Raw genomic sequence first — 12,210 nt, forward strand, 5'->3', positions numbered from 1 at the left:
GCCCCGGGGACGAAAACGTCCCCGGGGCCCATCGGCATTCAGGCGTACAAGTGAGGTGATCAGGCCTCGGGCTTGTCCTCGGTCTCGGCGGCGGCCTCGGTGGCCTCGGAGCCGTCGGCGGCCGCGGCCGTCTCGTCCTCCTCGTCGTCGAGGTCGACGACCTCGCCGTTGGTGTCCTTGACCGTGGCGGCCTCGACGACGACCGCGAGGGCCTTGCCGCGGGCGACCTCGCCGACGAGCATCGGAACCTGGCCGCCCTCGACGACGGCCTGGGCGAACTGGTCGGGGGACATGCCGGAGGAAGCGGCGCGCCGCATGAGGTGCTCGGTGAGCTCCTCCTGGTTGACGTTCAGCTTCTCCTTGTTGACGAGCTCGTCGAGGACGAACTGCGTCTTGATGCCCTTGACCGCGGCTTCCTTGGTCTCGGCGTCGAACTCTTCCTCGGTCTTGCCCTGGATCTCCAGGTACTTCGCGAGGTCGAGGCCCATCTGGCCGAGCTGGTGGTGCTCGAGGTTGTGCTTGCGGGTGTTGATCTCGTCCTCGAGCAGCTTCTCGGGGACGGGCACCTCGACCAGCTCGAGCAGCTTCTCCAGGACGCGCTCCTGGGCCTGCGTGGCCTGGTCGTACTGCTTCATGTTCTCGAGGCGCTTGCGGCTGTCCGCCTTGAGCTCGTCGAGGGTGTCGAACTCGGAGGCGAGCTGCGCGAACTCGTCGTCCAGCTCGGGCAGTTCACGGGCGGCGACCTGGGTGACCTTGACGGTGACCTCGGCCGCCTTGCCGGCGGCGGAGCCGCCCTTGAGCTCGGAGGTGAAGGTGGTCTCGCCACCGGCCTCCAGGCCCTTCACGGCGTTGTCGATGCCGTCGAGCAGCTCGCCCGAGCCGATGGTGTACGAGACACCGCTGGCGATGCCGTCCTCGAGGACCTCGCCGTCGACCTTGGCCTCCAGGTCGAGGGTGACGACGTCGTCGTCCTGGGCGGCGCGCTCGACCGGGGAGGTCGAGGCGAAGCGCTCGCGCAGGTCGGTGACGGCCTTCTCGACGTCCTCGTCGCTGACCTCGACGGCGTCGACCTCGACCTCGATGCCGGAGTAGTCCGGGATCTCGATGGCCGGGCGGATGTCGACCTCGGCGGTGAAGTTCAGCGTCTCGCCGTCCTTCAGCTCGGTGATGTCGACCTCGGGCTGTCCGAGGACATTCAGCTCAGCCTCGTTGACCGCTTCGGTGTAGAACTTCGGGAGCGCGTCATTGACGGCCTCTTCGAGCACGGCGCCGCGACCGAACCGCTGGTCGATGACGCGCGCCGGGATCTTGCCCTTCCGGAACCCCTTCACCGTGACCTGCTGGTTGATCTTCTTGTACGCCGCGTCGAGGCTGTCCTTGAGCTCCTCGAAGGGCACCTCGACAGTGAGCCGAACCCGAGTCGGGTTCAGGGTCTCCACGGCGCTCTTCACGGTTCGGTCTCCTTGTGGCTGACTTCTTGGGGGGTTCTGCTGCGTGCTGCTGCCGGTCAGGCAGAGCCTTGGGCGGATTCGCGGCCCTTGAGAGACGTAACACTGCAGACATACGGGCACGCAGCTTGCATAGTAACCGCAGGCGGTACACGCCCCAAAAGGTGATCTTGTCCGGGCCGGAGCCCTGGCGGGTTCCTGCCGGTGGTCGGGGTGGCGGGATTTGAACCCACGGCCTTCCGCTCCCAAAGCGGACGCGCTACCAAGCTGCGCCACACCCCGTCGGTGCGACACGTAGGGTACATGCCCGCAGACAGTGCGGCTGCCGCATTTCGCGAGCGCCGACGCGGGTGGGAATGGGGTGTGCGATGTGGGCGTCCGACCCGCTACGATGCTTTCTGTGCCGCGGTCGCTGACCTGCGGCGCACCCTGTGCGGGCGTAGCTCAATGGTAGAGCACTAGTCTTCCAAACTAGCTACGCGGGTTCGATTCCCGTCGCCCGCTCCATATGACGTAGGGCCAGGCCAGAGGTTCATTCCTCGGCCTGGCCCTTGTCGTTTCCCGGGGGCTCCGTTCAGCCGTCCGTGCCCGCTGCGTGCCCGTTGGGCTTCCGGTCCTTCCCCTTCGGCTTGCCGGCGCCCTTACGGCCCTTCTTCACCAGACCACTCACCGCATCGGCGATCAGACGATCGCGGTCCGCACTGGCGTGCTGATAGATCAGTGCGGCACGGGCGGGGCTGTGGCCCATGCGGGGCATGGACGGAGGCTGGGGACTTCCGGCGATCCCCGCCGACCCCTCACGATGCAGCCGGGTACCGATACCGGCCGACGTCGGGATCCGGGGGCTGCCCATCCATCCCCAGGTCCTTGCGCATGGCCTCCCGGAGGTGAGCGTTCTCCCTCCACAGGTCGGCCCGAACCCTGAAGTACGCGTCGCCTTTGAGATCAGGGTCCTCAGCAAGGAGGTCTCTCATCCGAGTCAGCGCTTCACACGCCATCACAGCCAGTTGAATGATCTCGGCTCCGCTTCCCGGTGAGCCCGTCGTGCCGGCCCATCGCATGACGCGCGTCTGTTCCTGATGTGACCGTGTGGCCTACGGTCTCCCTCTGCGTCCGCTCCGGCGAAGTGGAGAGGCGGCACGACCGAAGGAAGCGACGGTGCGTCGAATAAGGCCTTGGCGGGACCGGCAGGTGGTGGCCGCGCTGGCCATCGTGGTCGTGGCGGGCGGCATGGCGCTGGGCATCCGTTCCCTGCCGGAGTGGACGGTCGTGAAGGTCTCGGGCCTCATCAGCCTGCTGAGCCTCGTCGCGTTCGCGGGGAGAGTCCAGCTCGTTCCGCTCGTGCGCTATGACCGGACCGTCGTGGTGATCCGCAACCTCTACCGGACGTACGAGATTCCGTGGCAGGCGGTGCGGCGCCTGAACTGGGACGCCAGGAGCGGAAGCCTCAGTCTCACGCTGGACGGGCGCCGGATCATCCCGGTCGAGGCGTTCAGCCGCTGGCCCTCCTTCGGCCGCCACAGGAAGGTGATCGAAGAACTGGAGCGGGCGCGCGAGCAACGGTCGGACGCCGGTCACGCCGGTGAACCGACCGTGGTCCCGGCGCCGGGGATCGTGGAGCTGATCCTCGCCGTACCGATCGTGGTGGCGGTGGTCGCGCTGCTGGTGAAGGGCGTCACGGCACTTCTGCCCTGACCGCCCCCGCGTGGCGGCCCCGCCCCGTCCCGCCGGGCGTCGGCCGTCATGTGCGCCAGTCCTCGGCGTGTTCACACAGGTAGGCGGCGAGTTCGGGCGGCTGGAGTTCGAGCGCCCTCAGGGCCGATGCCTCCGGCGCGACGTGCACCGTGGAGAAGTCACCCGTGTGGGGGTCGTCGAGTTCGGGGCCGTCGCGGCGGTCCGGATCCAGGTCCAGCACATCGGCGCGGAAGTAGTGCCGTACGACCGTCGTCCGCCCGCCCGGTTCGGTCAGGGTCAGGAATTCGACGGCCGGGCCGATGGTGGCGCCGATCTCCTCCATGACCTCGCGGCGCAGGGCCGCCTCCAGGTCGGCGTCGCGGGGTTCGACGCCGCCGCCGACGGTGGTGCAGTAAGGGGAGCCGCCGGGCCATTCCCGGCGCAGGAACACGAGGTGTTCCCCGTCGCGCAGGACCGCGCGGACGTTGTGGCGGATCTTCGTCCCCTTCATCACGACCACCGCGCCTTCGGGGGCAGAGCTGCCCGTCGTCCGGCCGGGGCGCAAAGGCGTCCGCGCCGGTGGCCTCTTCGGGGACAGAGGTGTCCGTGGCCGGTGCCGGTGGAGTCGGCGGCATCGGTCGGCACAGAGCGTGCCGCGCGTCCCGCGCACGTCCGCGGGCCGGCGGTGGCCCCTTTCGTCGGGTCCCGTTCAGAAGCTGATCGAGTTGATGGTCTCCGCTATCGAGTTGAGGAACCGGTTGATGGACGGAGCCATTCCGGTCGACGCGAGGAAGAAGCCGAAGAGCACCGCGACGATGGCAGGTCCCGCCTTGATCGATCCCCCTCGGATCAGCACCACGAGGATGATCGCCAACAGCAGCACCACTGACAGCGAAATGGCCACAACTGATCACACCCTACGGTCGGTCCGCTCTCCCGGCCCGGAGGTGCAGCCCCGCACACCCCCGCCAGAACCATCGTGCCACCAACAGGCCACTCGTATGCGACAGGTGACGCATCGTTGGCCAAGGACAGACCCGGGAACGGTCCGGGGACCTGCCGGCGCGGACCGGCGCCGCGCTCCCCCACTCCCCCGGAACGCGTCAACCGCGCGTGTGCGCAACGCAATTCGACGGCGCGCCGCACAGGGAATTCAGAGTGACCGTTGCCGTGCCCACACACCTTGTTCGCAGGTAATTCGAATTGTTGCCACAGGCACACGGCGAACGCCGGGGACGGGTAACTAAAGCCTACTGAAACGGACATAACCCCAGAGTCGCCCGCGGGTGCTATGCACTATTTAGTCAGGATGAAGCAGGACAGAACACCCCGTCCCGGTAAGCGAATCGGTATCCGGAACTACTTGCGAACCGGTAGGCACACATCTCCAAATCCGGGGTAGGCGCACGCGATAAGCAGGAATGACATCGGGCGTTTTACGAGAACGCACAGACAAGGCTAGGGTGCCTCAGATGTTCCACGCCGCCACGTCCCCCGAACGCGCAGCGAGGTCCAGGGTCGTCTCCCGGAGTTCTTGGCGGGAGGGCCTGTGACCAACTCGCTCCGACCCCACGACCACCACAGATCACCCCTCCCGCCGGCGCAGCAGTTGACGGGCGGAGTGCCCTCCCCGCGCTCGCACCAGGTCACCGCGACGACCACCGGCGCCGCATCGCGCGGCAAGCCCGCCGGGCAGCGCGACGCGTTCTTCGACAACGCCAAGTACCTGGCGATCGCGTTCGTGGCCATGGGGCACGTGTGGGAGCCGCTGAAGAGTCAGAGCCGTGTCGCGGAGACGCTGTACACGGTCGTGTACACGTTTCACATGCCGGCCTTCATCATCATCTCCGGCTACTTCTCGCGCAGCTTCGACATGCGTTCCGACCGCCTGAAGCGGCTCGTCACCGGCGTCGTCGTCCCGTACGTCCTGTTCGAGACCGCGTACTCCCTCTTCAACCGCTGGGCCGGGGGCGTGTCGGACCAGGAGATCAGCCTGCTCGACCCGTGGTACCTCACCTGGTTCCTGATCGCGCTCTTCGTCTGGCGCCTGACGACCCCGCTGTGGAAGGTAGTCCGCTGGCCGCTTCCCATCGCCCTGTGTCTCGCCCTGCTCGCGGCCGTCTCGCCCGAGATCGGTGACGACCTGGACCTCCAGCGGGTGCTGCAGTTCCTGCCGTTCTTCGTTCTCGGCCTGCTCATGAAGCCCGAGCACTTCCAGCTGGTGCGCCGTCGCGAGGTGCGCGTCCTGTCGGTGCCGATCCTGGCGGCGGCGCTGGTCGTCGGCTACTGGGCGGCGCCCCGGATGAACGCCACCTGGTTCTACCACCGCGACAGCGCGCAGGAGCTGGGCGCTCCCTGGTGGGCCGGTGTCGTCATGACGCTCGCGCTCTACGGCTGCTCGCTGGTGCTCACCGCGTGCTTCTTCGCCTGGGTGCCGCGGCGGAAGATGTGGTTCACGGCGCTCGGCGCGGGCACGCTGTACGGCTATCTGCTGCACGGCTTCGTGATCAAGGGGTCCGACTTCTGGGGCTGGTTCGACCACGGATGGGTGCACAAGCCGCTCGGCGAGGTGTGCGTGACGTTCGCCGCTGTCACCCTCGTGACCGTGCTGTGCACGCGGCCCGTCCAGCGGGTTTTCCGCTTCGCGATGGAGCCGAAGATGGCGTGGGCCTTCAAACGGGACGCGATGGACCTCGCACGGGAGCGGGCGAAGGCCAACGCCTGACCGGCCGACCCGTGGGCCGACGGGCGGGTGGCCGACGGGCATACGAGAGGGGCAGGTCCGGATCCCCGGACCCGCCCCTTCTGCGTGCCGCGACGGCGCGAGGGCGCCACGCGCGGAAACCGCGGAGCACGCCGGTGTTCAGCCCGGCGGCAGCCCCAACAGGGCGCGCATCGTCGCGTACTTCTTCGTCAGGCGGGCCCGGGTGTGCTCGTCGAGGACCGCGAGCCGGTTCGGGTCGGCGTTGTGCGCGAGGTCGGACGCCTTGACCAGGAGGGCGCCCCGGGTGGTGCGGATGCGCCGCGCGTACGACTCCAGGGACTCGCCGTCCTGTTTGGTGAGCGCCAGCACGATGTCCTTCGTACGAGGGGTCAGCGCGGCCTCGCCCAGCCAGTCCTCGGAGAGGGCGTCGTCCTCGACGGCGTCGTGCAGCCAGGCGGCCGCTATCTGGTCGTCGTCGCCGCCGCGATCGCGGACGCCGTCCGCCACCGCCTGGAGATGCTCGGCGTAGGGGCGGCCGGCCTTGTCGGTCTGGGCGGCGTGCGCCGTGCGGGCGAGCGCTTCGACTTCGGCCAGGGTCAGGAGAGGTTGCGTCACGGGATCAGTGTCTCCTCGGTACGGGCCGCTGCCGCCGCGTTGCCGAAATCCGTGGGGCGCGGTCAGCGTACCGGTGTCAGGCCCTCGCGGCAGATCAGCAGGAGGGCCCGGTCGTCGTTGACGTCCTTGGCCACCGCTTCGATGAGATGCCAGGCGGCGCCGTGGAAGCCGCCGGCGACATAGCGGTCGGCCTCGCCGGTGAGCCGGTCGATGCCCTCGACGATGTCCCGGTCGGCGGTCTCGACCAGACCGTCCGTGAACAGCATCAGCACGTCCCCGGGCCGCAGCGAGCCCTTCACCGGGTCGAACTGGGCGCCGTCGTACACACCCAGCAGGGGGCCTTCCGCCGCCTTCTCCTCCCAACGGCCGCTGCCCGCGCTGAGCTGCAGGCCCGGCGGGTGTCCGGCGGAGAAGAGTTCGTAGTCGCCCGAGTCGAGATCGAGCACCAGATGGATCGAGGTGGCGAAGCCCTCGTCCCAGTCCTGGCGCAGCAGATAGCCGTTCGCGGCGGGCAGGAAGGCGTGCGGCGGCAGCGATCCGAGGAGGCCTCCGAAGGCGCCGGACAGCAGCAGGGCGCGTGAGCCCGCGTCCATCCCCTTGCCGGACACGTCCGTGAGGACGACTTCGAGGGTTCGACCGCCGTTCGTCCGTGCGGCCACGACGAAGTCCCCGGAGAAGGACTGGCCGCCCGCCGGGCGCAGTGCCATCTCGCGGTGCCAGCCCAGCGGCAGCTTCGGCAGCTTGCTCTGCACCCGGATGCGCTCGCGCAGGTCGAAGAGCATGGTGCCGCCGCGTCGCCAGGGCACGCCCACCCGGCTGCGGAACTGCGCGATGAGCAGTCCGAAGAAGCCGCAGGCCGCGACCACCAGGACCACACCCGGCGTGACCCGGGACGGGCCCTCCGTGTACGGGCCGAGCTTCACGGACTCGACTATCAGCGCGGTGGCGGCGGCCGCGTACAGCCCGAGCAGGCTCGCGGGGCGCAGCAGCAGGCCGCCGGCCACGATCGGCAGGACCAGGGCGGCGGGTGAGCACCACACCGAGTTGACCAGGGTGGTGGAGGCGATGATCGGGATCGTGATGAGGAGACCGGCCAGCGCGATCCAGTCCGAACCGTCCCCGCGGAAGTAGTCGACGGCGGATCTGCGCAGCCCTGTGCGGGCCCGGTGCCATTGCTTCTTCAACCGGGCCGTGAACGTATCGGCTTCCGCGCGCCGCTCTCGTCCTGCTGCCATTAGTTCGGGACCCTATCCATCGGACCAGGTGCTTGGCACGGGAGGTCCCACTTGTCCCCCCTCCGAGCGCTCAACTTCACAGAGAACCGCACAGGAATATTCCGGTTGAAGGGCTCGACGGTTGGGCGATATTCCCTCGCTCGTACCGCATTGCCCTGGTAGGCATGGGGCTATGACGACTGACGTTCGGGTGCTGCGGCAGGCCGACTGGGACAAGTGGTACGAGAACCTGATCCGCGCGTTCGGAGGTGTGGCGGAGTCGTCCGAGGAGCGCGAACTGTGGAACGCGCTCACAGAGTACGACCGTTCGCTGGGCGTGTGGGACGGGGAGAGCTGCGTGGGTACGGCGGGGGCCTTCTCCTTCCGCGTCACGGTCCCGGGCGGCGCCTCCGTACCGGCGGCCGGGATCACGATGGTGAGCGTCGCGGCGACGCACCGTCGGCGGGGCGTGCTCACCGCGATGATGCGCCGCCAGCTGGACGACATCCGTGCCGGGAGCGAGCCGCTCGCCGTCCTGACCGCGTCGGAGCCGGCGATCTACGGGCGGTTCGGCTACGACATCGGGACGCAGCAGATCAGCGCGGAGATCGACACGAGCCGCGTAGGACTGTCCGTGCCGCCCGGGACCGACGACGTACGGCTGCGCTACGCCGTGCCCAGGGATGTGCTGGACGCGTGCGAGGCGGTGTACGCCCGCCTCGTGGCGGAGCGTCCCGGGATGCTGGCCCGCCAGCCCGGCTGGCAGCGGCTCGGGGTGCTCGACCCGGAGGGCGAGCGGAACGGCGCCTCGCCCTTGCAGTGCGTGGTCGCCGAGCGGGACGGCGAGGTCGTGGGCTACACACGCTTCCGGGTCAAGCCGGACTGGGGACCGTCCGGGCACAACGGGACGGTGATGATGGACGACCTGGAGGGACTGGACCCCGCGGTGCGGGCCGCGCTGTGGCGGTTCCTCTTCGGTATCGACCTGACGTCCACGCTGCGGACCCGGGGCCGCCCCGTGGACGAGGCCTGGCAGTACCTGGTCTCCGACATCCGCCGCTGTCAGCTGCGGATGAAGGACTCGCTGCATGTGCGGCTCGTCGATGTCGGGGCCGCGCTGGAGGCACGGACCTATCAGGCCCCGGTGGACGTGGTGTTCGAGGTCGAGGACGCCTTCTGCCCCTGGAACGAAGGGCGTTGGCGGCTCACCGGCGACGCGAAGGGCGCGTCGTGCGTGCGGACCGATGACACCCCTGATCTCGCCCTGTCCGTAAGGGAGTTGGCCGCGGTCTACCTCGGCGGGGTGTCGCTGGCCTCGCTCGCGGCGGGTGGACGGGTGCGTGAACTGCGGCAGGGGGCGCTGGCGGAGACGTCGATGGCGTTCACCTCGGTGGTCGCGCCCTGGCTGCCGCACGGGTTCTAGGACATTCAGGCCTTCTGGCAGGCCGGGCACCAGAACAGGTTGCGGGCGGCGAGATCGGCGGTGCGGATCTCGCCGCCACAGATGTGACAGGGCAGGTTCGCCCTGCGGTACACGTAGACCTCGCCCCCGTGGTCGTCCACGCGCGGCGGGCGGCCCATCGCCTCGGGGGTGTGCTCCGGGCGGACGGTGTCGATGCGGTTGTTGCGGACGCCCTCGCGCATGAGGTCCACGAGGTCGGCCCAGACCGCGTCCCACTCCCTCGCGCCGAGGTCCTTGCCCGCGCGGTACGGATCGATGCCGTGCCGGAAGAGGACCTCCGCGCGGTAGACGTTGCCCACGCCCGCGATGACCTTCTGGTCCATCAGCAGGGCGGCGATCGTCGTACGGCTGCGGGAGACCCGGCGGTAGGCGGCCGCGGGGTCGGCGTCCGGGCGCAGCGGGTCCGGGCCGAGGCGGTCGTGTATCGCGTGCTTCTCGTCGTCCGTGATCAGGGCGCAGGTGGTGGGCCCCCGCAGGTCGACGTACGCCGTGTCGTTCGTGAGGCGGAGGCGGACGGTGTCCGTGGGCGGCGGGGCGGGGGTGCCGCCGAAGCCGACCTTGCCGAACAGGCCCAGGTGGATGTGGATCCACTCCGCCGCGCGGAAGCCGAGGAAGAGGTGCTTGCCGTGGGCTTCCGCCGCGGTCAGGACCGAGCCGTCGAGGAGGGCCGCGGCGTCACTGAACTTGCCCTGGGGGCTGGTGACGCGGACGCCGCGGCCACCGAACGCGCCGAGATAGTCCTCGGCGAGCCGGTGGATGGTGTGCCCCTCGGGCACCGGTCCTCCTGCTGTCTCTCGTCCTGCGGCCCGTCGGCCCGTCGGTGCTACGCCTGCGGCTGCTGCGGGTGGTGGGCCGGAATCGGCGGGAGCTCCCGGGTCCTCTCGTAGTCCGCGAGCATCTCGATGCGGCGGACGTGGCGCTCTTCGCCGGTGAAGGGGGTGCCGAGGAAGGTCTCGACGAACTTCGTCGCCTCTTCCTGGGTGTGCATACGGGCGCCGACGGAGATGACGTTGGCGTTGTTGTGCTCGCGGCCCAGCGCCGCCGTCTCCTCGCTCCAGGCGAGTACGGCCCGTACGCCGGCGACCTTGTTCGCGGCGATCTGCTCGCCGTTGCCGGAGCCGCCGATCACGATGCCGAGGGCGCCCGGGTCCGCCACGGTGCGCTCAGCGGCGCGGAGGCAGAACGGCGGGTAGTCGTCCAGGGCGTCGTAGATGTGGGGCCCGCAGTCGACGGGCTCGTGGCCGGCGGCCTTGAGCCACTCGACGAGGTGGTTCTTCAGTTCGAGACCGGCATGATCGGAGCCGAGATACACGCGCATGGTCCGAGTGTGACACGCGCGTTTCGGATCGGCCTCGCCGGGGGCCGCACCTGAAAAACGTGACCTATCCTACAGAACCTCAAGGAAACCTCAAGTAACGATCTGGATTCAAAGGTTCACGAATTCCTTTGCCTCCGTTTCACTGGACCGACTCGTACACCACCCCACACCTCGGGTGAGTGCGTGCCCCGTACACCGCTCGTACGGAGTGGGCACTTCGTACGGGAATCTGCTCATCCGGCGCAAAGGAATCCCCCTCATGACCTCGCAGCCGACCCCCACGAAGGCCGCACAGGGCCACGGAGGCCCCGGAGAACCCGGTGGCGGCCTCCAGGCCGGACTCAAGAACCGTCATCTGTCGATGATCGCCATCGGTGGCGTCATCGGCGCAGGGCTCTTCGTCGGCTCCAAGGCCGGCATCGCCACCGCGGGCCCCGGCATCCTTCTCTCGTACGCGCTCGTCGGCACGCTCGTGGTGCTGGTGATGCGGATGCTCGGTGAGATGTCCGCCGCCAACCCGACCTCGGGCTCGTTCTCCGCGCACGCCGACCGCGCGCTCGGCCGCTGGGCCGGCTTCTCCATCGGCTGGCTGTACTGGTTCTTCTGGGTCGTGGTGCTGGCCGTGGAGGCCACCGCCGGCGCGGACATCCTCGAAGGATGGATTCCCGCCGTACCGCAGTGGGGCTGGGCGCTCATCGTGATGGTGGTGCTGACGGCCACCAACCTGGTCTCCGTCGGCTCGTACGGCGAGTTCGAGTTCTGGTTCGCCGGGATCAAGGTCGTGGCGATCGGCGCGTTCATCGTCGTCGGCGGCCTCGCGATCTTCGGTGTGCTGCCCGGTGTCGACGCAGAGAAGGCCGGGTTCGGGAATCTGACCGACCACGGCGGATTCCTGCCGCACGGCCCCGGCTCGATCCTCACCGGTGTTCTGCTGGTCGTCTTCTCCTTCATGGGCAGCGAGATCGCGACCCTCGCCGCCGGTGAGTCCGAGGACCCGCAGCGGGCCGTCACCAAGTCGACGAACAGCATCATCTGGCGCATCGCCGTCTTCTACCTGGGCTCGATCCTCGTGGTCATCGCCCTGCTGCCGTGGAACGACCCGGCCATCGACGACAAGGGCTCGTACGTCGCCGCCCTGGACTCCCTCGGCATCGCGCACGCCGGTCAGATCATGAACTTCATCGTGCTGACGTCCGTGCTGTCCTGCCTCAACTCCGGCCTCTACACCGCCTCCCGCATGGCCTTCTCGCTCGGTCAGCGCGGGGACGCGCCGAAGGCGTTCGCCAGGACCACGCGGCGCGGTGTGCCGATGACGGCCATCGTCGTCTCGGTCGTGTTCGGTTTCGTCGCCGTCTTCTTCAACTACAAGTTCCCGGACTCGGTCTTCCTCTTCCTGGTCAACTCCTCCGGTGCGGTGGCCCTGTTCGTGTGGCTCGTCATCTGCTTCTCGCAGCTGCGGATGCGGAAGATCATCCAGCGCGAGGCGCCGGAGAAGCTCGTCGTGCGGATGTGGCTCTACCCGTACCTGACCTGGGCGACCGCCGCGATGATCGTCTTCGTCCTCGGCTACATGCTGACCGACACCGAGCACGACGGCCGGGAGACGGTGCTGCTGTCGCTGCTCGTCGCGGCGATCGTGCTGGCCGTCGCCCTGGTCCGGCAGAAGTTGGGCGCGGGTGCCCCGGCATCCGCGCGGACGCTCGCGGACGAGTCCCGCGACGAGACCCAGGCGAAGGTCGGCGCCTGACCCGCCCCCGACGCCTGAGTGAGGTGGC

General features: G+C 68.9%; 12 protein-coding genes and 2 tRNA genes. 5 read left to right on the plus strand and 9 right to left on the minus strand.

The window, feature by feature from the left end:
- Nucleotides 1-59: 59 nt before the first annotated feature.
- Nucleotides 60-1,451: a trigger factor gene (gene tig / locus ACFWBT_RS36930; RefSeq protein ID WP_385707456.1), complete on the minus strand. Its 1,392-nt coding sequence runs from the start codon at nt 1,449-1,451 to the stop codon at nt 60-62.
- 202 nt (nt 1,452-1,653) lie between these two features.
- Nucleotides 1,654-1,730, minus strand: a tRNA-Pro gene (locus ACFWBT_RS36935).
- A gap of 151 nt (nt 1,731-1,881) precedes the next feature.
- On the opposite strand from ACFWBT_RS36935, the gene ACFWBT_RS36940 reads away from it, so the two are divergent.
- Nucleotides 1,882-1,955: transfer RNA gene (locus ACFWBT_RS36940), tRNA-Gly, on the plus strand.
- Nucleotides 1,956-2,022: 67 nt separating this feature from the next.
- Here the strand turns inward: ACFWBT_RS36940 and ACFWBT_RS36945 are convergent.
- A complete protein-coding gene (locus tag ACFWBT_RS36945; RefSeq protein ID WP_385707458.1) occupies nt 2,023-2,205 on the minus strand; it encodes an integrase in 183 nt (60 codons plus the stop codon).
- 401 nt (nt 2,206-2,606) lie between these two features.
- Between ACFWBT_RS36945 and ACFWBT_RS36950 the strand changes: the two genes are divergently transcribed.
- Nucleotides 2,607-3,143, plus strand: a complete 537-nt coding sequence (locus ACFWBT_RS36950; protein WP_385707460.1) for a hypothetical protein — start codon at nt 2,607-2,609, stop codon at nt 3,141-3,143.
- A gap of 46 nt (nt 3,144-3,189) precedes the next feature.
- On the opposite strand, the gene ACFWBT_RS36955 is transcribed toward ACFWBT_RS36950, so the two are convergent.
- Both ACFWBT_RS36955 and ACFWBT_RS36960 read right to left on the minus strand, forming a co-directional pair.
- Nucleotides 3,190-3,633, minus strand: coding sequence for an NUDIX domain-containing protein (locus tag ACFWBT_RS36955; protein WP_385707476.1), 444 nt, complete (start codon nt 3,631-3,633; stop codon nt 3,190-3,192).
- 198 nt (nt 3,634-3,831) lie between these two features.
- Complete coding sequence (locus tag ACFWBT_RS36960; RefSeq protein ID WP_016435177.1) at nt 3,832-4,026, minus strand: hypothetical protein; 195 nt, start codon at nt 4,024-4,026, stop codon at nt 3,832-3,834.
- A gap of 645 nt (nt 4,027-4,671) precedes the next feature.
- Here ACFWBT_RS36960 and ACFWBT_RS36965 point away from each other — a divergent pair.
- On the plus strand, nt 4,672-5,847 hold the full coding sequence (locus tag ACFWBT_RS36965) for an acyltransferase family protein (protein WP_385707462.1): 1,176 nt from the start codon (nt 4,672-4,674) through the stop codon (nt 5,845-5,847).
- 138 nt (nt 5,848-5,985) lie between these two features.
- Here the strand turns inward: ACFWBT_RS36965 and ACFWBT_RS36970 are convergent, their stop codons facing one another.
- Entirely contained in the window at nt 5,986-6,441 is a 456-nt protein-coding gene (locus ACFWBT_RS36970) for an HD domain-containing protein (protein WP_385707464.1), read from the minus strand.
- A 62-nt stretch (nt 6,442-6,503) separates the two neighbouring features.
- Nucleotides 6,504-7,676, minus strand: coding sequence for a PP2C family protein-serine/threonine phosphatase (locus ACFWBT_RS36975; RefSeq protein WP_385707466.1), 1,173 nt, complete (start codon nt 7,674-7,676; stop codon nt 6,504-6,506).
- Nucleotides 7,677-7,848: 172 nt separating this feature from the next.
- Between ACFWBT_RS36975 and ACFWBT_RS36980 the strand changes: the two genes are divergently transcribed.
- Nucleotides 7,849-9,078: a GNAT family N-acetyltransferase gene (locus ACFWBT_RS36980; RefSeq protein WP_385707468.1), complete on the plus strand. Its 1,230-nt coding sequence runs from the start codon at nt 7,849-7,851 to the stop codon at nt 9,076-9,078.
- A 5-nt stretch (nt 9,079-9,083) separates the two neighbouring features.
- Here the strand turns inward: ACFWBT_RS36980 and ACFWBT_RS36985 are convergent, their stop codons facing one another.
- Complete coding sequence (locus ACFWBT_RS36985) at nt 9,084-9,893, minus strand: Fpg/Nei family DNA glycosylase (protein WP_385707470.1); 810 nt, start codon at nt 9,891-9,893, stop codon at nt 9,084-9,086.
- Between the two features lie 47 nt (nt 9,894-9,940).
- Entirely contained in the window at nt 9,941-10,435 is a 495-nt protein-coding gene (locus tag ACFWBT_RS36990; RefSeq protein ID WP_385707472.1) for a ribose-5-phosphate isomerase, read from the minus strand.
- Nucleotides 10,436-10,694: 259 nt separating this feature from the next.
- Here ACFWBT_RS36990 and ACFWBT_RS36995 point away from each other — a divergent pair, with 259 nt between their 5' ends.
- Nucleotides 10,695-12,182, plus strand: a complete 1,488-nt coding sequence (locus tag ACFWBT_RS36995; RefSeq protein WP_385707474.1) for an amino acid permease — start codon at nt 10,695-10,697, stop codon at nt 12,180-12,182.
- The last annotated feature ends 28 nt before the right edge of the window (nt 12,183-12,210 follow it).

It is taken from the genome of Streptomyces sp. NPDC060027 (assembly GCF_042737005.1).
GTDB lineage: Bacteria > Actinomycetota > Actinomycetes > Streptomycetales > Streptomycetaceae > Streptomyces.

Coding starts and splice junctions, on each gene's coding strand:
- ACFWBT_RS36980 (WP_385707468.1), top strand. CDS start 7,849: ATGACGACTGACGTTCGGGTGCTGCGGCAGGCCGACTGGGACAAGTGG.
- ACFWBT_RS36990 (WP_385707472.1), bottom strand. CDS start 10,435: ATGCGCGTGTATCTCGGCTCCGATCATGCCGGTCTCGAACTGAAGAAC.
- ACFWBT_RS36955 (WP_385707476.1), bottom strand. CDS start 3,633: ATGAAGGGGACGAAGATCCGCCACAACGTCCGCGCGGTCCTGCGCGAC.
- ACFWBT_RS36945 (WP_385707458.1), bottom strand. CDS start 2,205: ATGCCCCGCATGGGCCACAGCCCCGCCCGTGCCGCACTGATCTATCAG.
- ACFWBT_RS36995 (WP_385707474.1), top strand. CDS start 10,695: ATGACCTCGCAGCCGACCCCCACGAAGGCCGCACAGGGCCACGGAGGC.
- ACFWBT_RS36975 (WP_385707466.1), bottom strand. CDS start 7,676: ATGGCAGCAGGACGAGAGCGGCGCGCGGAAGCCGATACGTTCACGGCC.